The sequence below is a fragment of the Novosphingobium sp. genome (genome assembly GCF_041915465.1).
In the GTDB taxonomy this organism is placed as follows: Bacteria; Pseudomonadota; Alphaproteobacteria; order Sphingomonadales; family Sphingomonadaceae; genus Novosphingobium.
Genome location: NZ_JAYSBK010000002.1, coordinates 1 through 21,205 on the forward strand (window position 1 = coordinate 1; position 21,205 = coordinate 21,205).

Genomic DNA, 21,205 nt, shown 5'->3' on the forward strand with positions numbered 1-21,205 from the left:
GCGGAAAGCGCTGATCGAGGATCATGAAGCTGGCGATCCCGCGCGGATCGACCGAACCCGCATTGAGCCAGCGATAGGCGCGCTCACCCGAAACCGAGCGCAGCACCCCTTCCCACTGCACGTTGTCAAGGCTGGAGCCGACCCAGGCAAGCGAGGGCAGCAGCACATAGTATTTCACGTCGAGGATGCGGGCAGTGTTGTCGCCGCGTTCGATGAACGTGCCGATCCGGGTGAAATTGTGAATCTCGTTGCGCAGCATGGTGCCGTCCATCGAACCGCGTACCATGGTCATCTGCCGCCGGATCAGCGCCAGCACATCGCCCAGCATCGCTTCACGCACCGGACGCGAAAGCGCATCCTTGAGCTGCATCCAGCTTTCGTTGACGGCCTCCCAGACCTCACGGGTCAGTGCGGTGCGCACCGCGCGGGCATTGGTCCGCGCGGCCTCGATCATGGACAGGACGTTGCCCGCGTTGGCCTTGTCGCGCAGCAAGTAGTTCCAGACCTTTTCACCGGCGTAATCGTTGCCGTGGGCGGCTTCGTAATCGGCAGTCTGGCCGACGGTAAGGATCACCGAGCGCCATTCTTCATGGCTGGCGGCGGCATCGCGGGTCAGCGCGATGCGGAAGCCCGCGTCGAGCAGACGGGCGGTATTTTCGGCGCGTTCGAGATAGCGGGCCATCCAGAAGACCCCGGCAGCAGTGCGTCCCAGCATCGCCATCAGTCCTCCAGCACCCAGCTGTCCTTGGTGCCCCCGCCTTGCGACGAGTTCACCACCAGCGAGCCCTTCTTGAGCGCGACGCGGGTCAGCCCGCCCGGCGTGATGTCGATCCCCTTGGGCGAAACCAGCACGAAAGGCCGAAGATCCACATGACGCGGCGCAAGGCCCGCCTTGGTCAGGATCGGCACGGTCGACAGCGCCAGCGTCGGCTGGGCGATATAGTTGTCGGGCCGCGCGCGCAGCTTTTGCGCGAATGCGGCGATTTCCTTTTTCGAGGATGTCGGCCCGATCAGCATCCCATAGCCGCCCGAACCATGCACTTCCTTGACCACCAGCTCGGCCAGATTGTCGAGCACATAGGCCAGGCTGTCCGGCTCGGAGCAGCGCCAGGTCGGCACATTCTGCAGCAGCGGCTTCTCGCCGGTATAGAACTCCACGATCTCGGGCATGAAGGAATAGATCGCCTTGTCGTCCGCAATCCCGGTGCCCGGCGCATTGGCGATGGTGATGCGCCCCGCGCGGTAGATGTCTTTGATCCCCGGCACGCCCAGCACGCTGGAGGGATTGAAGCTCAAGGGATCGAGGAATTCGTCATCGACCCGGCGATAGATCACGTCGACCGGGGTATAGCCGCGCGTGGTGCGCATCGCGACGCGGCCGTCGATCACGCGCAGATCGCTGCCTTCGACCAGTTCGGCGCCCATCTGGTCGGCCAGGAACGAATGCTCGAAATAGGCCGAATTGTAGATCCCCGGCGTCAGCACCGCGACGACCGGGCGTTCTCCGGCACATGACGGCGCGCAAGCGGCAAGGCTCTTGGCGAGACGGCGGGGATAGTCCTGCACCGGGCGAACCGGCACCTTGGTGAACAGTTCCGGGAACATCGCCATCATCGTCTCGCGGTTCTCCAGCATATAGGAGACGCCGGAGGGCGTGCGGGCGTTGTCTTCCAGCACCATGAACTCGTCAGGGCCGGTGCGGACCAGATCGATCCCGACGATGTGGGTATAGACCCCGCCCGGCGGGACCATGCCGACCATTTCGGGCAGGAAGGCAGCGTTTTCCGCAATCAGGCGCTGCGGCACCCGCCCGGCGCGGACGATTTCCTGGCGGTGGTAGATATCGTGGAGGAAGGCATTGAGCGCGCGCACCCGCTGCTCGATCCCGCGCGCCAGCTTGCGCCATTCCGATGCCGTGATGATCCGCGGCACCATGTCAAACGGAATCAGGCGCTCTTCGCCCGCATCGTCGCCGTAAACGTTGAAGGTGATCCCGGTCTTGCGGAAGAAGCTTTCCGCCTCGTTGCCCTTGCGGCGCAGCGCCGAGGGGTCTTGCGCATTGTACCAGTCGCAATAGCCGGCATAAGCCGCGCGAACCGAACCGTCTTGAGCGATCATCTCGTCGAACGACGAGGGCGATTGAGTCATGCCTTGCGTCCCATCCGGACTGTATGACTGACGCGTGACGTAACAGAGTCAAGCATCTTATGCTGCACCTGCGAAAAAAAGCTCGTCAAGGCCTGTAAAGGCGGCGCATCTGTGCTGCCTTGATCAAGCGCAAGGCAGGAATCAGGCGAACTACGGGCAGGCATCGCGCGAACAGGCGGCGCGGATGTTCGCGCCGGCCGAGCGCTGTCACCGATCAGCGAAAGGCGCTGACCAGATCGGCGGCGTTGGACAGCGCATCGACCGCGCCATGCACCAGGACAACCAGGACCAGGCTACGCGTGCGCGCCCACAACACACCGAAGAGAATGGCGATCGGTGAGAGCGAGGCGATGCAGAATGCTGCAACCTCGATCGGGTCGGTCGACCAGCCATCGGTGCCGGGGCCACCGCGCAGGTATAGTCCCGGCCAGTGCATCAGCGAAAAGATCACGCTAGCGATCAGAATCGCGGCAATCGGCGATTGCAGCCATGTCGTGAGGCGCGACTGCAGCCCGGCGCGGAACAGGTATTCCTCGCAGAGCCCCGCCTCGACCGACATCCAGGCCCACGAAGCCAGTACCCACGGCACGACGGCACCGCCGGTGATCCCAAGCTTCGCCAATTCGCGCAGCGCGGGCGAGAGCAGCGCGACCAGGCCGAACATCAGCGCCGAAAGCACCACCAGTGCGGCAACGACGCCGCGCCGACGCAGCCCCGCATCGAAGGTGTCGGTCAGCGAGCCGCCGGCCCAGGCGATCAAGCCGGCGGGAAACACGATGTGGATCAGCAACTTGCAGCACAACACGCCCCATTCGTGCAGCGGCCCCGGCGGCAGCGCGGTCTTGACCGCCCCCAGACCCTAGCCCACCAGCACGAAGGCATAGAGCACCAGATAGCCGAGCAGCAGCGCCGCCTGCTTGTGCGGTGCGGCCACTGCAACAGCCGGAGCATCCGCCCGCCGCGTCAGGAACCAGCCGAGCGAGCCAAACCCCAGCGCGAACAACACCAGCGCGATGATCGGAAAGCCCCAATCCGCGCCGCGCAACGCGAGGTAGGCGGTGGAAAGCCCCCAGAGGGTCAGATAGCCGGCCACGGCGCGCTTGCCCGCCGGGGTTCTGAAATCGCTCAGGTTCATCGATGCCCCTCGCCCTACTGTATTGCTAAGATAATACAGTAGAACTCGAAGAGCAAGCGGTCAAGCCGCGCGCCAGCGCAGCGACATACAGGTAAAGCCCGCGTCGATCTTCTCGATCTCGGCATTGGCAATCCGCAGTAGCTGCGCGCCGCAACGATCCAGCAGGTCGGCAGTGCGCGGAAAGCGGCTTGAAAGGATCAGGTGGTCGCCCACCCGCAGCACATTGGCTCCGGCCTCTTCGTCTTCGGGAACCGCGATGACGCGGTAACCGGCAAAGATCCCGCTCTCTGCCAGGGTGCGGGTGGCCAGCACGGTCTCCTCGTCGATGAGCGAGCTTGCAGTCTTGAGGTGCAGCACGTCGGGCGGGGTTTCGGCGATGACCGGGTTGTAGCCCAGCCCTTCCAGCAACCGCGCCAGCGCCGCCGCGCCCGTGCGATCGGTCCGTGCCGACAGGCCGATGAACACCTTGTCCGGCATGACGAGCACGTCGCCCCCGTCGGCGTGACCCTCGTCCAGGCCCAGCACCTGCTCGAACCGCGCGGCCAGCACCGGACGCAACAGGGCCGCTTCGCCCGCGCGGCTGGGCGCACCGGGGTTGAGCATGATCGCGGCTCCGGGAAAGACCAGCGCCGGGTCTTCAACGAAGATCGCGTCGGGAAAGTCCTCCAGCGGATCGAGCACGGTCACGGCCAGCCCGGCATCGCGCAGGGCAGCGACATAGGCCGCGTGTTCAGCCAGAATGCCTACCAGCGACGGATCGGGACCGCCGCACGCACGCAGGCCATGCACCACGCTCGCCCCCGGGCGGCGCACGATCGCATCGGTGAAGTCGAACAGGCGCGGCATGGCTTAGCCCGCCCGGCCGGTTACTTGCATTCGCCGATCCGTTCGGTCTTCACGGTCTGCTCGATGTGCATGCCCTTACCGCCCGGCATCGACATGTCGGCGACGATCGCAACCTGTGAGCCGGTGTCGGTATAGGTTCCCTCCGAGCTCGAATGCATTTCCATGCCCTGGTTCTTGCAGGTGAAGACGGATTTCACCGTGCCGCCCGATGCCTCGAACTTTTCGAATTGGCAGTCGCCCTTGGCCATCTGGTTCTTCATTTCCTCGACGCCTTTGGCTGCGTCTTCGGGCTTGATGCAATATTCGCTGGTCATGCCCTTGGCGAACATCCCCTTCATCTGCTCCTGCGCCGCGGCGGGTAGGCCCGGCATGGTCATCTTCTGCACTTCGATCGTGGTCCGATACTGGCCCGGCTGAAACCGGAAGGCCATTTCGGCCGCCTTGTTTGCGGCGCTGGCGGCATCGCCGCCGTTGCCACCCGCTGCCGCGGCTTCATCGCCGCCCTGCTTGCCGCACGCGCCGAGTGCCAGGACGGCAACGGCCGCAGTCAGAATCAAGGTCTTGCGCATGAACGCCTCCTGCATGTTCTTATGCGCCGGAGGCTAGCATCAGGCAGCCGCGCTGCCAATTGTTCCGCGCGGCAAGCTTGCCGCTCAGGCAGCGGCGCGAAGCGCAGGCCGGATCGCCCCCGGTGCGGGATGATCGACGAAGCGCAGGTAAGTGCGGTGCAGGTGCTCGACCACGGGGGCATAGAGCGGGCGATCGAACTCGATCCCGGCCGAGTGGTCCTTGATCCAGCGGATCACCCCGCACAGCCCCTCGAGCGCCTGCGGACGGACCACCACCATGTCGCCGACGTGAAAGACGATTCCGAGGCTGTCGATTCGGCAACCGCCGTCCGAAATGTCCGAAATTATCACCTGATCGACAAAGCCCGAGCGCGATCGGCACTTGGCGGGAAGCACCAGAGCAAGGCGCGGCGAACGCCGCAGCGCGCGAATGTTGTCGCAATCCATGCAATCCTCCAGTTGATGCCGAAGCCGCTTGCCGTAGCGGCAGCTTCGCAAGTGAAATGGATAACGGCACGGCAACCCTTCCCATTAAGGGTAAAAATGCGCGGCCGATTGCGCGGCGCAAAGAGTCGCAATTCGCAACCGGCCCTTGAAAGTGGCGCAAAACCGGGCCAGACACGCTGCAACCAACGCATTTGGCAACGCATCCGGAGAGAGGCAATGGACATCGAATTCAGCCCGGAGGATCTCGCCTTCCAGCAGGAAGTGCGCACCTTCATCGCCGAAAACTACCCCCAGGAACTGCGCGGGAAGCAGGACGAAGGGGATGAGCTTTCCAAGGAAGACTTCCTGTCGTGGCACAAGGTGCTGCACAAGAAGGGCTGGGTCGCCCCGGCCTGGCCCGTGGAATACGGTGGCACCGGCTGGACCGTGACCCAGCGTTATATCTGGTCGGAAGAAACCGCCCGGGCTGACTGCATCCGCCTGATGCCCTTTGGCCTGACCATGGTCGGCCCGGTGATCTACACCTTCGGCACCCCCGAACAGAAGGCCTACTACCTCCCCCGCATCCTGTCGGGCGAGGATTGGTGGTGCCAGGGTTATTCCGAACCGGGCGCCGGCTCCGACCTTGCGAACCTGCGCACCAAGGCCGAGCGCGACGGCGATCACTACGTCGTCAACGGGCAGAAGACCTGGACCACCATGGCCCAGCACGCCGACATGGGCTTCTTCCTGGTTCGCACCGATCCCGATGCCAAGGTCCAGGAAGGCATTTCGTTCCTGCTGATCGACATGAAGTCGCCCGGCATCGAAGTGCGCCCGATCATCACGCTTGGCGGTGAGCACGAAGTCAACGAAGTGTTCCTCGACAACGTGCGCGTGCCGATGGCCAATCGCGTTTACGAAGAGAACAAGGGCTGGACCTGCGCCAAGTTCCTGCTCGCTCACGAACGCGTCGGCATCGCGGGCGTTGCCGCCTCGAAGCGCGGGATCGAACGCATCAAGCAGATCGCGCAGACCGAAATGGACGGCGACAAGTCGCTGCTCGCCAACCCGTTCTTCCGCCGCAAGGTGGCCGAACTGGAAATGGACCTGACCGCGCTCGAATATACCGAACTGCGCACGCTGGCCGGTGAAGCCGCGGGCAAGGGTCCGGGGCCGGAAAGCTCGGTGCTGAAGATCAAGGGCTCGGAAATCCAGCAGCGGCTGACCGAGCTGACGCTGGAAATGGCCGGCCACTATGGCGCGCCCTATTTCCGCGGCTTTGGCGAAGGCGACAACGAGCATCCGATCGGCCCGGCCTGGTCGAACCGCGCCGCGCCGACCTATTACAACACGCGCAAGACCACGATTTACGGCGGGTCCAACGAGATCCAGCGCAACGTGATCGCCAAGATGGTTCTGGGGCTCTGAGCCGAACCGCAGCCTAGCCCCACGAGAGGATTTGAGAATGGATCTGAGCTATACCGAAACGCAGGAAATGCTGCGCGACACGCTCGCGCGCTTCCTGGCCGACACTTATGATTTCGAAGCCCGCAAGAAGATGCTCAGCAGCCCCGCAGGGCGCGATCCGGGCATCTGGAAGGCCCTGTCGAGCGAACTCGGCCTGACTTGCGCGCCCTTTGCCGAAGAACACGGCGGCATGGGCGGCGGCGCCATCGAAAACATGATCATGATGGAAGAATTCGGCAAGGTCATCGCGGTCGAACCGTGGCTGCAGACCGTGGTCATCGGCGGCGGCGCGCTGAAGGCCGCCGGCGGCGCGCTGGCCGATGCGACCATCCCCGCGATCATCGCGGGCGATGCGATCATCGCCTTTGCCTATGCCGAACCGCAGGGCCGCTACAACCTGGCAGACATCGGCACCACCGCCAAGCAGGATGGCGCCGGTTACCTGCTCAACGGTCACAAGGCCGTGGTCTATGCCGCGCCCTGGGCCACGCACCTGCTGGTCACCGCGCGCACCGGCGGCAGCCGCCGCGAACGCGCCGGCGTGGAAATGTTCCTGATCGAAGCCAACAGCCCCGGCATCTCGCGCCGCGATTACCCGACCGTCGACGGCTTCATGGCCAGCGAAGTCTACTTCGAAAACGTCGCCGTTCCGGGTGAGGCCCTGCTGACCGGTGGGATCGACCTGGTCGAGCGCGTGGTCGACGAAGCCAGCATGGCGGTCTGCGCCGAAGCCACGGGCATTGCCCGCGTGATGCTCAGCCAGACGGTTGAATACACCAAGCAGCGCAAGCAGTTCGGCCAGCCGATCGGCAAGTTCCAGTCGCTCCAGCACCGCATGGCCGACATGCTGGTCGAAGGCGAGCAGATTGCCTCGATGACGCTGATGGGCACGCTCAAGCTCGATGCCCCGGCCGAAGCCCGCAAGGCCGCGGTCAGCCTGGCCAAGGCCAAGGTCGCCCGCTCGATCAAGTTCGTCGGCCAGAGCGCGATCCAGACCCATGGCGGCATCGGTATCACCATGGAACTGGGCATCGGCCACTACTTCAAGCGTTCGACCATGATCGAGGGCCAGTTCGGCAGCGCCGACTATCACCTCGAACGCTACGAAGCGCTGACCCTGCCGGCCTGAGCCGGACTGTCTCAAGCCCGCTTGGCGCTCCACCTCGGTGGCGCGTCAAGCGCGCGGTCCAATGCCTTAGCCGCCGCGTTCAGCAACCGGCGGTGCGACTTTCCGGACGCAGCGAGCAGGCCTGCCAGTTGCGAGCCAAGCCGCGCGGCAATGATCGGATCGAGCCCGGCGAAGTGCGCCTCCAGATCGCGCCCGGCAACGGCGCGGTCGTTCAGTTCGCCCAACCTATCCTGCGCCAGCCCTAGCGCCACGAGGAATTTCTGCGCCGGGCCGCGCTCGCTTGCCGCACCGAACACGCCGGCAAAGAATTCGCTGGCATAACGCAGTTCCTTGACCGCGATCCGCAAGCGGTGCCGCTGCTTGGCCGACATCCCCCGCAGGTGCTGGCCTGCGCGCTTCAGCTTGCGCGTGCGGCGCTTCAGGATTCGCTTGGCGAAAGGTGCGACCGGCTGGTCGAGCCCGGCCCCGCGCAGGCGGGTCAGCCATTCGCCCGCCTCTAGCCATTGCGCCACCTGCAACATCAGTTGCTGGAACGGCGCTTGTGCCAACAGCTCGCGCGCATCCCCCGCCGCCTTGTCGCGAGCAGAGCAAAGCGCATCGTAGAGTTCACGGTGATCGTGCTCGCCGGGCTCGGCCGGCAAGGTCCGGCCAACCAGCTCGGCCAGCACTTCCAGCTCGCGCGCCGGCGCAAGGGTGCGCGCCGCAGCCTTCAGTTCGGCTTCCAAGGCGGCCGCCTCTGCTTCATCGACGAGCTTGCCAAACAGGCTGAGCGCCGCACGCAGGCGGCGGATCGCGACCCGCGCCTGATGCACGCCCTCCACGCCTTTACCGCGCCGGATGGTCCACGAATTGGCCAGCAATTGCGCAAGGCAGTTCCAGCCGATCGCCTGAAACGCAGCCGCAATCCGCATGTCCGGCGTAAGTCCGACCAGCCTCGCGCGCGCAGGCTGCAGCGGCAGATCGAAGGCCAGCCTGTGCCCCTGTGCCGCCTTGCTTTCGAGCGACCAGCCCAGTTCCGGCCCCAGCGGAAGCTTGAGCGCCAACGCCAGCACGTCGGCGAGCCGCCCGCTGGACAGTTCCAGCTCAAGCTCGTCGATCGCCTGCTCGCGGCCGCCAGCAACCAAGGTGCCATGGTCGAAAGTGACCGTGATTTCCGACCCGCCGAAGTGCATCCGCCGCGTGGTCCGCTCGATCCGGGTGATTGCGCTGGGCACCAGCGGCGCATCCCCGAGCAGACGCTGCAATGCGGCCTGCGGTCTGAGGGGAAACGCCGATGGATCGGGAAAATCGCCAGACGCGGGCCGGTTCCACTCGCTGCGCCGAACCGCAGCGCCGCCGCGCGCGAGCTTTAGCGTCTGGTGGTGCGGACCGTCCCCCGTGCGCAGACGCAGGCTCGCTCCGGCGCGGTAGAGCCGCTGATCGGGGGTGTCGAAGTAGGTCGTGACCTGAGACGCGATGGTTTCGGTAGCGGCCAGAAATGGGTCCGAGCGCAGTTGCGCAAGCATCCGGGTGCTTGCCACAAGCTTGATTTCGGCTTCGATCGATTGCGCCATGTCGCAAACCCCCGCAAGCGCGCAGGACGCCGCACGTCGAACCCTGCCACATCGATCGACTCAAACCTAGTCGCGTAATCCCGCCATTGGGCGCGCGCGCTGTTCAGTCGTCCGCGTCGAGCACCTTGAGCACGGCCAGCACGGCTTCGGGATCGCTGGCAAAACCAAGGTGGCGGCAACGCAGGGCAATCGCTTGGTCGCGCTCGCCGGGCAGACCCTTGGCCGCGCGCGGGGCGATGATCCCGTCGCGCGGGCTCCACAGGGCATAGGTCGGCACCGGGGGCTTGGCGGCGATCTCGGTTTCTACCGGCGGCGCGTCGACCGTGTGGCCGGTGACGAACTGATAGAGCCGCCAGGCATTGTTGGCGCGCGGGTTGCCGGAAATCGGCGAACCCATCGTGATCACCTGCGCCACGGCATTGGGCGCGCGCTTGGCCATTTCGCGCGCGATCAGGCCGCCCAGGCTCCACCCGACCAGCGAAAGCGGCTCGCCCTCGCGCGCGTGGCGGCGCTCAAGCCGGTCAAGCAGGCGCTCCATCAAGTCTTCGCTGACGCCCAGGTTCAGGCCCTCGCCCCAATCCTTCGCGCGGTGACCCGCCCGGCTCAGCGAATTGATCATCGGCCGCATCCGCACCGGGTGCGCGCCGAAGCCCGGCAGTACCATTACGGGGCGCGACCGGAGAGCCTCATATCCCTTGAGCTCGCGCCGGTTGCCCGGCCACAAGGCGGCCACTTCGCCCATCAGCAGCGGCAACGCCGGGCCACGCACGCCTTCAGGCGCCTCCTGACGGGCCAGCGCAGTGCGCCGCGCCAGCTCACCGCGCATTTCCCCCGCACGGCCGAGCAAGGCGGCAGCGGGGCGGGCAATGCGGTTCTGGGCGACTGCAATCATCAATCAGCGACTCCTCAGCGGAATAAAGTTCAGGATTTCACAAAAATGTCATGAACGCAGCCTTGCCGGATTCGTTCCGGCGCACCACCGCCCCGTTTCGCCGCGCCTTGGCTGACACGTTGCAAGGCGGAGCAATGTTCGCCATATGTCCCGCATGGCCGAACTCGTCATCCGCCGCGGACTGGAAGAACCCGATACCTCGGGCAACTTCGTCCCGCATAAACCCGCGCGACCGGAAAAGACCGAAGCGGGCAAGCCGTTCAAGATCGTTTCGGAATACCAGCCCGCCGGCGACCAGCCGACCGCGATTGCCGATCTCGTCGAAGGCGTGAACAATGGCGAAGCAACGCAGGTGCTGCTCGGCGTCACCGGCTCGGGCAAGACCTTCACCATGGCCCAGGTGATCGAGGCGACCCAGCGCCCTGCCCTGATCCTTGCGCCGAACAAGATCCTTGCCGCGCAGCTCTATGGCGAGATGAAGAGCTTCTTCCCAGACAACGCGGTGGAATATTTCGTCTCCTACTACGATTACTACCAGCCCGAGGCCTATGTTCCCCGGTCCGACACCTACATCGAGAAGGAAAGCTCGGTGAACGAGGCGATCGACCGGATGCGCCATTCTGCCACCCGCGCGCTGCTGGAACGCGACGACGTGATCATCGTCGCCTCGGTTTCGTGCCTCTACGGCATCGGCTCGGTCGAAACCTATTCGGCCATGATCTTCGACATCAAGCGCGGCGAAAGCGTCGATCAGCGCGAACTGATCCGCAAGCTGGTGGCGCTGCAATACAAGCGCAACGATGCCGCCTTCGCGCGCGGCACGTTTCGCGTACGCGGCGACAACCTCGAAATCTTCCCCAGCCACTATGAGGACATGGCCTGGCGGATCAGCTTCTTCGGCGACGAGATCGAGGAAATCGCCGAATTCGATCCGCTGACCGGCAAGGCCGGGGCCAAGCTGGGTTCGGTGCGGGTCTATGCCAATTCGCACTACGTCACCCCCGGCCCCACGATGAAGCAGGCGGCCGAGGCGATCCGCTTCGAACTCGCCGAGCGGCTGAAGGAGCTGCAGGCCGAGGGCAAGCTGCTGGAGGCCCAGCGGCTGGAACAGCGCACCAATTTCGACCTCGAAATGATCGCCGCCACCGGCTCCTGCGCGGGGATCGAGAATTACAGCCGCTTCCTGACCGGCCGCCTGCCGGGCGAACCCCCGCCAACCCTGTTCGAATACCTGCCCGACAACGCCCTGCTGTTCGTCGATGAAAGCCACCAGACCGTGCCGCAGATCGGCGCGATGTCGAAGGGCGACCATCGCCGCAAGATCACGCTGGCCGAATACGGCTTCCGCCTGCCAAGCTGCATCGACAACCGCCCGCTGCGCTTCAACGAATGGGACGCGATGCGCCCGCAGACCGTGGCGGTTTCGGCCACACCGGGCTCATGGGAAATGGAGCAGTCGGGCGGAGTCTTTGCCGAACAGGTGATCCGCCCCACCGGGCTGATCGACCCGCCGGTGACGATCCGCCCGGTCGAGGACCAGGTCCAGGACTGCATCAACGAATGCCGCGAAACGGCGGCCAAGGGCTATCGCACGCTCGTCACCACCCTGACCAAGCGGATGGCCGAGGACCTCACCGAATTCATGCACGAGGCGGGCCTGCGCGTACGCTACATGCACTCCGACGTCGAAACGCTGGAACGCATCGAACTGATCCGCGATCTCCGGCTTGGCGTCTATGACGTGCTGGTGGGGATCAATCTGCTGCGCGAAGGGCTCGACATTCCCGAGTGCGGCCTCGTCTGCATTCTCGATGCCGACAAGGAGGGTTTCCTGCGCAGCGAAACTTCGCTGATCCAGACCATCGGCCGCGCCGCGCGCAATGTGGATGGACGAGTGATCCTCTATGCCGACCGGATGACCGGCAGCATGGAACGCGCCATCGCCGAGACCGACCGCCGCCGCGAAAAGCAGCGCGCCTATAACGAGGCGCACGGGATCACGCCCGAAAGCATCCGCCGCAACATCCACGACATCGTCGCCGACACCGCGGCGCGCGATGGCGTGCTGGTCGAGATCGAGGACGATGCGCGCAACAACCTCGTCGGCCACAACCTGCGCGCCTATATCGAGGAACTAGAAGGCCGCATGCGCGCCGCCGCCGCCGACCTGGAATTCGAGGAAGCCGGAAGGCTGCGCGACGAAATCAGGCGGCTCGAGGCAACCGAACTCGGCCTGCCGGAAGGCGAACACAAGGCGCCGCTGGTGGGCCGCAGCAACGAAGGCAAGCCGGGGACGCGGAAGACCCGGTTCGGCAAACGCCAGCAGAAGTGGGGGCGGTAAGCGCTTAGAGCTTACCGAACTGCCCTTCGAACCCGGTAGTATCCCCGGCGGCCAGGAACTTGGCCTGTTCCACCCAGCTATCCCGGCGCGGACGACCGGCGAAGGCGCCGAGCTTGGCGTCGAGCGCATCGAGCGCGGCGTCGTCCAGCGCGGCAATCTGGGCATAGGTGGTGATGCCGAGGGTTGGCAGCAGCGCCTGCAGCTTGGGGCCGAGGCCCTTGATCTTGGACAGGTCATCGCCGGCGGCTGGAGCGGGGGGTTCGGGTGCGGCTTGCGGCGCAGCGGCGGCCAGATCCTCTACTTCGTCCTGCGCGGCGACGGCGATGATCTCGCCAATCCCGGCCATGCCGCCGGCCATCGGCGGCGGCACGATCGCGGCGGCAGGGGCGGCGTCGATCAGTGCCTGGTTGCGCGCGGCAGGCGCGGCGCCTTCATCGAGCACGTCGGGGCGGTATTCGCGTCGCGGGGCATTGCTGCCACGCCGCAGCAGCCACCAGCCGACCAGCAGGACCAGCATCAGCGCGGCACCAAACACCAGCGAATTCGCTTCGATCAACTCCAGCATCGATTTCGTTTCCCGTTGCAGGTTCGGGCCAAGGCAAGCCCCAAGACGGCGGCAATTTCAAGCCTCAATCGACGACCTCAGGGCACCGACGGCGTATCGATCAGGGTCGGATGGATCCGCGCCGGGGTCAACACCGCGAATTCGATGCGGCGGTTAGCCGGATCGGTCGGATCAAGCCCGTCGACCGGCTGCGATGAGCCTTTTCCGCGCGCGCGAAGATCCGTCCGCGCAATGCCGCGCTGCACCAGCGCCTCGCGCACGGTGCGCGCACGGTCAAGGCTGAGCGCGATATTGGCGGCCTCATCGCCACGGGCGTCGGTGTGGCCGGTGATCGCCACGCGCCCGCCCGCGCAGGGGCGCAGCGCGGCAGCGACCTCGTCGAGCAAGACCTCGCTTGCCGGATCGAGTGCTGCGCTGGCTTCCTGAAAGCGGATCGTGCGGGTCTTGAGGATGCCGTCGATCGTGCTCTGGCAATGGGCAACGCCGGCCTGCACCGGTGCAGCGCGGTGGAGCCCGCCGGAGCGCACGGTCTGGACCCCGGCAACGGCAAGCAATCCCGCCGCCATGGCTCCGCCCAGCACCACCGCAATCGTCGTGCGCTCCATTTCAGCCTTCCGTCTTCGCCACATTGCGGCGGAACAGCACCCGGTCTTCGGGGCCGAAACCCTTGTGCCAGATGATGTAGCCATAGACGAGCAGGATCGCGGGAATGCCGATGATCAGCTCTGCCCATTCCGGCAGAAAGTTCGTCGCCAGCCAGCCGACCAGCGTTGCCGGTGCAGCAGCCCAAACCAGCGGCCAGCGCCACGATCGGATCGGTTCATCCAGCACGCGCGAGAGGATCCAGGCCTTGATCAGCGAAGCGGTGGCAAGCGACAGCATCAGTGCCGCAGCAGCTGCGGCTGCACGGAAATTGTAGTTCAGCCCCAGGTGCATCACCAGTTCGATGCCGCCGATGGTCAGCGCGCCCTGCAGCACGATCGTGAACAGCGAAACCCACAGGTTCTTGAGCCGCGCGACATAGACCAGCGCGGCCTCGCTCACCACGGCGGTGGCCGCGGCAACTTCGGCCGCGAGCAGGAAGGCCAGCGCCCCGGTGCCCCCGACGAAGGCCGGCCCGACCAGGCCCATCACGCCTTCGCCCGGAATGCCCAGCGCCAGCGCGATGCCCGCCTGGGCGGCGATGATCCAGAAGCCCACTTGCGACACCTGCCGCGCGATCGCCGCGTAGTTGCCTTCCTTGAGGTTACGGGTGATCACCGGGCCAAGGATCGGCTCGAAACTGGTCTTGAGCTTTTGCGGCAGCGAAGCAACCTGCTGCGCCGCGTAATAGACCCCAACGGCCGCTGGCGTACTGAAATAGCTGAGCAGCGCGATGTCGAGCTTGCGGGTGCCCCATTCGACCATGTCGGCACCGGCCAGCGGCATGGACTGCACGGCCAGACGCATGATCCGCATCGGATGCGGCCGCCATTGACTTGGCAAGCCATAGGCCCGCACCAGGGGCCAGAGGGAGACGGCAAGCGCCGCCAGCTTGGCCATGATGAATGACAGCGCAAGCCCAGCTTCCTGGTAGATGAACAGGAAGGCGACGGCCGCCAGCGTTTGAACCCACGGCTCGACCAGCGACCGCGCGCGGACCGTTGCGCCGACATTGTAGCGATAGGCCAGGGCCGAAAGCGCGATGTCCGTAAGCGAAGTGGCGATGATCGCCAGTGGCAGCAAGCGGTCCCACTGGCTGTATTCGCCGCTGGGGAACATCGGCGCCGGGATGAGGTAAAGCAGACCGGCCGCAAACACCGACAGCAGGAAGGTCAGGGTCAGTCCATCGGCGACGACATGAGCGCCATCGCGCCCGTCTTCCGACAGCCGCTGGGCCAGCCCGCGCCGCTGTCCGAGCGCGCAAATCTGGCCGACCAGTTCGACGATCACCAGCGCCGAGGCATAACGCCCCAGCGCTTCCACCCCATAAAAGCGTCCCGCGATGAACAGGAACGGCGCCGTGCCGCCCAGTCGCAGCACGAACCCGAGGAAGTTGGTGCGCCCACCCTTGGCAAGCGCCTGGATATCCTGCTGCGAAGCCTCGCTCACTGCGGCCCTTCCAGCTCGGACTTGAGCGGGCGGGCCAGCAACTGCGCCACCACCGCGGAGGCCGACGCCTCGTCTGCGAGCAACCGGCAGACCGCATCGACGATCGGCATGTCCACGCCTTCGCGGGCAGCCAGCTGCGCCAGCACCGGCGCGGTATGCGCGCCTTCGGCCACGCTGTTCTTGCCCGCCAGCGCCTCGGCCATGGTCAAGCCTTCGCCCAGCGCCTTGCCGAGCGAGAAGTTGCGGCTGGAGGTGGACGAACAGGTCAGCACCAGATCGCCCATCCCGCACAGGCCAGACAGCGTTTCGGCCCGCGCGCCACGTGCCAGGCCAAAGCGCAGCATTTCGGCATAGCCGCGCGCGATCAGTGCGGCGCGGGCATTCTGGCCCAGCTTCAGTCCCTCGACCACGCCGCAGGCGATCGCCAGCACGTTCTTGACCGAGCCGCCGATTTCCGCGCCAATCACGTCGTCAGAATAGTATGGCCGCAGCGCCGGGCGCGAAATCACGGGAGAGAGCCGCTCCCACTGTTCCTGTCCGCCCGAACAGGCCAGCGTGACGGCGGTCGGCAGCCCGGCGGCGACTTCGTGCGCGAAAGTCGGACCCGACAGGACCGCAAGCGTGGCGGCAGGCGCAGCGGCAGCCGCGACATCGCCCATCAGCCGCCCGGTGCCAGCTTCGATCCCCTTTGCGCAGAGCACCAGATCGCGGGGCGCATCGGGCAGGCCGGACAGGACCCGCGCCAGATGCTGTGCTGGGCAAACCACCAGCAAGACCGGCAGGGCGGCCAAATCACCAATTTGGTTCGTTGCTGTGATACTGGGTGCCAATTCGGCACTCGGCAGGAACAGACTGTTGGTATGGCGGGTGTTGATCTCCGCGACCAGTTCCGCCTCGCGCGCCCAGAGCAGGACCGGCGTGCCGTCGCTCGCCAGACTTTGCGCCAGGGCCGTGCCCCAAGCCCCGCCGCCGATCACGCCAACCTGCGCGCCGCTCATGCCTTTACCCCCGCTCCGCGCACCGGCAGCGCATCCGGATCGAGCGGCCAGCGCGGACGCGCCGCCGTGTCGAGCGGATCGGACTGGCCAAGGCGTTCGATCCCCGCCCAGGCGATCATCGCCGCGTTGTCGGTGCACAAGGTCAAGGGTGGAGCGACAAAGGGCAGGCCAAATTCGCCCGCCAGCGCCTGCAGCGCGCCGCGCATTGCCTGATTGGCCGCCACGCCGCCCGCCACCACCAGCGCGCTGACACCGTCGACGGCGCGCAGGGCAATCCGGGTGCGGTCGATCACGCAGTCGATCGCGGCCTGCTGGAACGAGGCGGCAAGGTCAGCCGCGCTGTGCGTTCCGGCCTGATGTGCGCGCAGCACCGCGCTCTTGAGGCCGGCGAAGCTGAAATGCGGTTCGCCGCTGCCAACCAGCGGGCGCGGCAGGGGCACGGCGCGGGCATCGCCTTCGCGCGCCAAACGCTCAACCGCCGGGCCGCCGGGATAGCCGAGGCCCAGGATCTTGGCGGTCTTGTCAAAGGCTTCGCCCAGCGCATCGTCGATCGTGGTGGCCAGGCGGCGATAGCGCCCCACCCCTTCGACCAGCAGCACCTGGCAATGCCCGCCCGAAACCAGCAGCAGCAGATAGGGATAGGCAAGGCTGGCGTCGGCCAGGCGCGGCGAAAGCGCGTGGCCTTCAAGGTGGTTGATCGCGATCAGCGGCTTGTCCGACGCCATCGCCAGCGCCTTGGCCGTGACCAGCCCGACCATCACCCCGCCGATCAGCCCCGGCCCGGCTGTGGCGGCAATCGCATCGATATCGGCCAAGGTCATCCCGGCATCGGCCAGCGTTGCCTCGATCAAGGGAGCGAGCCGTTCGGAATGGGCGCGCGCGGCGATTTCGGGAACGACGCCGCCATAGGGGCGATGCGCCTCGTCCTGCGAAGCGATCCGCTGCGCAAGGATGCGCCGCTCGCTGTCCACCAGCGCGGCGGCTGTTTCGTCGCAAGACGATTCAATTCCGAGGACAATCCCCATCCCGACTTCCCCTTACCGAGATTGCAGACTAGCACAAGCGACCATGCTCAACCGTCCACTAAAGCTTGGCACCCGCCGCTCCCCGCTTGCCATGGCGCAGGCCGAGGAGACCCGTGATCGCCTGATCGCCGCCCATCCCGGCCTTGCAATCGAGATCGTTCCCGTCACCGCCAGCGGCGACAAGATCCAGGACCGCCCATTGGCCGAGATCGGCGGCAAGGCGCTGTGGACCAAGGAGCTCGACCACTGGCTCGAGAGTGGCGAGATCGACTTTGCGGTCCATTCGCTGAAGGACGTCGAGACGATCCGGCCCGATTTTCTGGTCATCGCCGCGATCCTGCCGCGCGAAGACGTGCGCGACGTGCTGGTCGGCGCGGCCTCGATCCGCTCGCTGCCGCAGGGCGCGCGGGTGGGCACCAGCGCCCCGCGCCGCGCCGCGCAGCTGCTCCACGCCCGGCCCGACTGCGAGGTCGTCTCATTTCGCGGCAATGTCGCCACGCGCCTTGCCAAGCTCGCGGCGGGCGAGGCCGATGCCACCCTGCTCGCCCGCGCGGGGCTCAATCGGCTGGGCGAACACGGCACCGGCCACCCGCTCGATGCCGAGGAATGGCTCCCCGCGCCGGGTCAGGGCGCAATCGCGATCGAGTGCCGCCGCGATGCCGCAAAGGTGCGCGAAGTGCTATCCGCGATCGACGATGCGCCCAGCCGCCATGCCGTGCTGGCCGAGCGCGCGCTGCTGGCCGGGCTGGGCGGCAACTGCCACAGCCCGATCGCCGTGCTCACCACCCACGCAGGCGAGGACCTGATCCTGCGCGCGGCGATCTACAGCCCGGACGGCGCGGAAAAGGTGGAAGCGACCGCGCGCTTTGCCGCTGGCGATCCCGCTGGCCCGGCCGGCCTTGCCGCGCGGCTGCTGGAGGCCGCGCCGGAAGTGGTCAGGGTGCACTTTTCCGGACCGATGGAGGCCTGACCCCGATGTCGCCGCTGATCGTCATTCGTCCCGAACCCGGCAACAGCGCCACGGTGGCGGCAGCGCGGGCGGCGGGACTGGAAGCCCATGGCTTTCCGCTCTTCTCGGTCAGCCCGCGCAAGTGGGAAGTACCCGATCCGGCCCGCTATGACGCGATGCTGGCGGGCAGCGCCAATGTGTTCCGCCACGCCGGTGCGGGGCTCTCGGCGCTGCGCAGGCTGCCGGTCTATGCGGTTGGCGACACGACGGCCGAGGCGGCCCGCGCGGCGGGCTTCAAGGTCGCCTATTCGGGCACCGGCGGGCTGCAGGCGGTGTTGGGCGAGCTGGCGCCGGCGCACAAGCGGCTGCTGCGCCTGGCCGGGGAAGAACGCATCGCCCTGGCCATGCCGCCCGGCGTCGCGCTGGAAGAACGCGTGGTCTATGCCAGCGAGGCCTGCCCCCTGCCCGAGGAACTTGCGACGATGCTGCGGCAGGACGCGATCGTCACGCTCCATTCGGCCGAGGCCGCGCGCCATCTCGCCGCGCAATGCGTCACCCACGGGATCCGCCGCGCGCCGATCAGGATCGCGGCACTTGGCCCGCGCATCGCCAATGCGGCGGGCACCGGCTGGGGCGAAGTGGCGATCGCCGCGTTGGCCAGCGATCACGCTTTGCTGGCATTGGCCCGCCAGATGTGCCAAGACCCTGCGCCGAACGGTCGCCCAAAATAGAGAAATATGAGGCAGCCCGATGCCCGATGAAATGTTTGCCCGGCCCCTGGCCACTCCCCGCGGCGGCGGAACTTCGCTGCGCGCGCTGATCGGGGTGACGCTGCTCGCCTTTGTCGGCGGGGCACTCCTGGTCGGTTACCTGGTCTGGAACGGGCGGATCGAAATCGGCGGCGCCACCCCCGCCGCCCCTGCGGCCAGTCAGGCCGCACTGCCCTCGCAAGCCGCCAGCAACGCGGCCGTCAGCGTGCTCGACCAGCGCCTTGCCGCGCTTGAGGCGCGGCTCATCCAGATCAAAGGCCAGGCCGATGCCGCCGAAGGCAATGCCGTCCACGCCGAAGCCCTGCTGGTGGCCTTCGCCGCCCGCCGCGCGATCGAACGCGGCACACCGCTTGGCAATCTGGAGGGGCAGCTCAAGTCGCGCTTCGGCAATAGTCAGCCCGGCGCGGTGCAGACCGTGATCGAGGCGGCGAAGAACCCGCTCACGCTCGACCAGCTGCTCCAGCAGCTCGATGCGCTTGCCCCCGCGCTGATCGGCACGCCGCAAGACGAAACGGGCTGGGACCGCTTCACCCGCGAGCTGGGCTCGCTGTTCGTGATCCGCCACGGCGAAGTTGCCTCGCCGCGTCCGGCCGACCGGATCGAGCGCGTCCGCATGCTGCTGCGCACCGGCAAGGTCGATGCCGCCGCCGACGAAGTGGCGCTCATGCCTGCCAGCCCGGAAGCGGCCGCGTGGATCGCCAATGCCCGGCGCTATGCCACGACCAGCCGCGCGCTCGACCAGATCGAGGGCGCGGCACTGGCCGATCCCGTGAAGCAGGCCCCCTCCAGCCCGCAGCCCGGCCCGGCATCCCCGGCCGCCCCAAGGCAGCAATAGCCGCAACGGCTCACCGCAAGTGACGCCCAAGCTGCCTGCTTAAGCGGGAGCTGGCGCTGGCACGTTCATTTTTGAGCAATACTTGGCTGAACAGGCGGGTTGCAAACCTGTGCAGATATAAGGAGCAACCACATGCGCAACGGTTCCATCGGGTCAGGAGCACTCATTCTGGCGGCCATGCTTGCCGTCTCCGCCCCGGCCAGCCTGTCTGCCCAGCAGACCGAACCCGCCAACCCTGCCGCCGCCAATCCCAACATCGTGGTCAACGCCCCCGAAATGGTCGCGGGACCGGAGATCAAGGGCATCATTTCGGCCCGCAGCGGCGACAAGATCCGCGTTACCGCCGCCGATGGCACCAGCACGGTGATCCTCGTCAACGATGCCACGAAGTTCAAGTCAGGCGGCGGCCTGTTCGGTGGGGGCAAGGCCAACAAATACACCACCGAGTCCCTGCTCAACGGCCTGCCGGTGACGGTGAAGACCGTGCAGTCGGACAGCGGCCTGCTCGCAAGCCAGATCAGCTTCAAGAGCGGCGACATGAAGACCGCCGCGATGATCCGCAATGGCACCGCCCAGGGCTTCGAGGAGCAGACCGCCGCGACCGAGGCACTGCGCGGGCGCATGGCCGATATCGACAAGTACAACGTCAAGGCCACGACCAACGTCTATTTCGACACCGGCAAGACCGACCTGTCCTACACCGCCAAGAACGATCTTTGCGCCGTCGCCGCCCAGGCCGAGGCAACCGACAACGCGCTGTTGCTCGTGGTTGGCTATACCGACTCGGTCGGCAGCGACGATTACAACCAGGACCTCAGCGAACGCCGCGCGGGCAAGGTGATCAACTATCTCCAGCAGGTCTGCCACTGGAAGCCCTACCGGATGCTCACCCCCACCGGCATGGCCAAGGCCGACCCCGCCGCCAGCAACGACACCCCCGAAGGCCGCGCCCAGAACCGCCGCGTTTCGGTGAACATCCTCGTCAGCAAGGGTCTGGACGGGATGTAGGAGCGCGCGGCAGCCCACCCCGCTGCGACTAGCCGGGGCTGCGCCCCGGCTAGTCTCGCTCCCCTCCCGCTTGCGGGAGGGGTTGGGGGTGGGCGGCGGAGGCCACCTCTTTCCCGTCACCCCGGACTTGATCCGGGGTCCCGCTGCCTTGTTCGGTCATCGACAGGATCCGATACGCTGCCAGAGCAAGCGGGACCCCGGGTCAGGCCCGGGGTGACGATGTGTGGCGAATAGTGCGAAATGGCAGGAATGGCCGGAGAAACGGATGCTAGCTTTCAACCCTGCTCGCCAGTCTTCTTTGCCACCTTACGCTGTCGGAGTTCTTCTTTTTTGATGTTCCGTTTGGCGACCCACTCCATTGCATCGTGGTCCCTTTCCAGGAACATCGAGTCAATTTCGCGCTTGGACTGCCCGTCCATGATCCCCTTGAGGGTCTGGTGCTTGCTGCGGCTCAC

At 66.4% G+C, this 21,205-nt stretch carries 22 protein-coding genes; 7 read left to right on the forward strand and 15 right to left on the reverse strand.

Features of this window, described 5'->3' with window-relative positions; all coding sequences use genetic code 11:
- The 7 genes from ACE3SN_RS00605 to ACE3SN_RS00635 form a co-directional block, all read right to left on the reverse strand.
- A partial coding sequence (locus tag ACE3SN_RS00605) for an alpha-E domain-containing protein (RefSeq protein WP_374526892.1) occupies window positions 1–715 on the reverse strand: 715 nt, incomplete at its 3' end.
- A 5-nt stretch (window positions 716–720) separates the two neighbouring features.
- Window positions 721–2,148: a circularly permuted type 2 ATP-grasp protein gene (locus tag ACE3SN_RS00610; RefSeq protein ID WP_374526794.1), complete on the reverse strand. Its 1,428-nt coding sequence runs from the start codon at window positions 2,146–2,148 to the stop codon at window positions 721–723.
- A 214-nt stretch (window positions 2,149–2,362) separates the two neighbouring features.
- Window positions 2,363–2,938: a lysostaphin resistance A-like protein gene (locus ACE3SN_RS00615; RefSeq protein ID WP_374526795.1), complete on the reverse strand. Its 576-nt coding sequence runs from the start codon at window positions 2,936–2,938 to the stop codon at window positions 2,363–2,365.
- A gap of 69 nt (window positions 2,939–3,007) precedes the next feature.
- The gene (locus ACE3SN_RS00620) at window positions 3,008–3,283 is read right to left on the reverse strand and encodes a hypothetical protein (RefSeq protein WP_374526796.1); all 276 of its coding nucleotides are present in this window, start codon (window positions 3,281–3,283) and stop codon (window positions 3,008–3,010) included.
- A gap of 60 nt (window positions 3,284–3,343) precedes the next feature.
- Window positions 3,344–4,129 carry a dimethylarginine dimethylaminohydrolase family protein gene (locus tag ACE3SN_RS00625; RefSeq protein WP_374526797.1) on the reverse strand — a complete coding sequence of 262 codons (786 nt, stop codon included), beginning with the start codon at window positions 4,127–4,129 and terminating at the stop codon, window positions 3,344–3,346.
- Between the two features lie 20 nt (window positions 4,130–4,149).
- Window positions 4,150–4,698 (reverse strand): DUF3617 domain-containing protein, encoded by a 549-nt coding sequence (locus ACE3SN_RS00630; RefSeq protein WP_374526798.1) that lies wholly within the window; start codon window positions 4,696–4,698, stop codon window positions 4,150–4,152.
- An 84-nt stretch (window positions 4,699–4,782) separates the two neighbouring features.
- Window positions 4,783–5,145, reverse strand: coding sequence for a PilZ domain-containing protein (locus tag ACE3SN_RS00635; RefSeq protein WP_374526799.1), 363 nt, complete (start codon window positions 5,143–5,145; stop codon window positions 4,783–4,785).
- Window positions 5,146–5,361: 216 nt separating this feature from the next.
- On the opposite strand from ACE3SN_RS00635, the gene ACE3SN_RS00640 reads away from it, so the two are divergent.
- Window positions 5,362–6,555 (forward strand): acyl-CoA dehydrogenase family protein, encoded by a 1,194-nt coding sequence (locus ACE3SN_RS00640; RefSeq protein WP_374526800.1) that lies wholly within the window; start codon window positions 5,362–5,364, stop codon window positions 6,553–6,555.
- A gap of 37 nt (window positions 6,556–6,592) precedes the next feature.
- Window positions 6,593–7,723 (forward strand): acyl-CoA dehydrogenase family protein, encoded by a 1,131-nt coding sequence (locus ACE3SN_RS00645; protein ID WP_374526801.1) that lies wholly within the window; start codon window positions 6,593–6,595, stop codon window positions 7,721–7,723.
- 11 nt (window positions 7,724–7,734) lie between these two features.
- On the opposite strand, the gene ACE3SN_RS00650 is transcribed toward ACE3SN_RS00645, so the two are convergent.
- Both ACE3SN_RS00650 and ACE3SN_RS00655 read right to left on the reverse strand, forming a co-directional pair.
- Window positions 7,735–9,276 carry a CHAD domain-containing protein gene (locus tag ACE3SN_RS00650; RefSeq protein WP_374526802.1) on the reverse strand — a complete coding sequence of 514 codons (1,542 nt, stop codon included), beginning with the start codon at window positions 9,274–9,276 and terminating at the stop codon, window positions 7,735–7,737.
- Between the two features lie 103 nt (window positions 9,277–9,379).
- Entirely contained in the window at window positions 9,380–10,168 is a 789-nt protein-coding gene (locus ACE3SN_RS00655; RefSeq protein WP_374526803.1) for an esterase/lipase family protein, read from the reverse strand.
- Between the two features lie 154 nt (window positions 10,169–10,322).
- Between ACE3SN_RS00655 and uvrB the strand changes: the two genes are divergently transcribed.
- Window positions 10,323–12,509, forward strand: coding sequence for an excinuclease ABC subunit UvrB (gene uvrB / locus ACE3SN_RS00660; RefSeq protein WP_374526804.1), 2,187 nt, complete (start codon window positions 10,323–10,325; stop codon window positions 12,507–12,509).
- Between the two features lie 4 nt (window positions 12,510–12,513).
- On the opposite strand, the gene ACE3SN_RS00665 is transcribed toward uvrB, so the two are convergent.
- The 5 genes from ACE3SN_RS00665 to tsaD all read right to left on the reverse strand — a co-directional run bounded on the left by ACE3SN_RS00665 (window position 12,514) and on the right by tsaD (window position 17,188).
- Entirely contained in the window at window positions 12,514–13,074 is a 561-nt protein-coding gene (locus ACE3SN_RS00665; protein ID WP_374526805.1) for a hypothetical protein, read from the reverse strand.
- 77 nt (window positions 13,075–13,151) lie between these two features.
- On the reverse strand, window positions 13,152–13,679 hold the full coding sequence (locus tag ACE3SN_RS00670; RefSeq protein WP_374526806.1) for an OmpA family protein: 528 nt from the start codon (window positions 13,677–13,679) through the stop codon (window positions 13,152–13,154).
- 1 nt (window position 13,680) lies between these two features.
- Window positions 13,681–15,165, reverse strand: coding sequence for a lipopolysaccharide biosynthesis protein (locus ACE3SN_RS00675; RefSeq protein WP_374526807.1), 1,485 nt, complete (start codon window positions 15,163–15,165; stop codon window positions 13,681–13,683).
- On the reverse strand, window positions 15,162–16,163 hold the full coding sequence (locus ACE3SN_RS00680; protein ID WP_374526808.1) for an NAD(P)H-dependent glycerol-3-phosphate dehydrogenase: 1,002 nt from the start codon (window positions 16,161–16,163) through the stop codon (window positions 15,162–15,164). Before ACE3SN_RS00680 ends, ACE3SN_RS00675 begins: the two co-directional genes overlap by 4 nt.
- Complete coding sequence (tsaD, locus tag ACE3SN_RS00685) at window positions 16,160–17,188, reverse strand: tRNA (adenosine(37)-N6)-threonylcarbamoyltransferase complex transferase subunit TsaD (protein WP_374526809.1); 1,029 nt, start codon at window positions 17,186–17,188, stop codon at window positions 16,160–16,162. Before tsaD ends, ACE3SN_RS00680 begins: the two co-directional genes overlap by 4 nt.
- Window positions 17,189–17,231: 43 nt before the next feature.
- Here tsaD and hemC point away from each other — a divergent pair, with 43 nt between their 5' ends.
- From hemC to ACE3SN_RS00705, 4 genes are all read left to right on the forward strand, one after another.
- Entirely contained in the window at window positions 17,232–18,158 is a 927-nt protein-coding gene (hemC, locus tag ACE3SN_RS00690) for a hydroxymethylbilane synthase (protein ID WP_374526810.1), read from the forward strand.
- A 5-nt stretch (window positions 18,159–18,163) separates the two neighbouring features.
- A complete protein-coding gene (locus tag ACE3SN_RS00695) occupies window positions 18,164–18,868 on the forward strand; it encodes a uroporphyrinogen-III synthase (protein WP_374526811.1) in 705 nt (234 codons plus the stop codon).
- A gap of 19 nt (window positions 18,869–18,887) precedes the next feature.
- The gene (locus tag ACE3SN_RS00700) at window positions 18,888–19,742 is read left to right on the forward strand and encodes a hypothetical protein (RefSeq protein WP_374526812.1); all 855 of its coding nucleotides are present in this window, start codon (window positions 18,888–18,890) and stop codon (window positions 19,740–19,742) included.
- A 132-nt stretch (window positions 19,743–19,874) separates the two neighbouring features.
- Window positions 19,875–20,750, forward strand: coding sequence for an OmpA family protein (locus ACE3SN_RS00705; protein WP_374526813.1), 876 nt, complete (start codon window positions 19,875–19,877; stop codon window positions 20,748–20,750).
- A 275-nt stretch (window positions 20,751–21,025) separates the two neighbouring features.
- Here the strand turns inward: ACE3SN_RS00705 and ACE3SN_RS00710 are convergent, their stop codons facing one another.
- A complete protein-coding gene (locus ACE3SN_RS00710; RefSeq protein ID WP_374526814.1) occupies window positions 21,026–21,205 on the reverse strand; it encodes a hypothetical protein in 180 nt (59 codons plus the stop codon).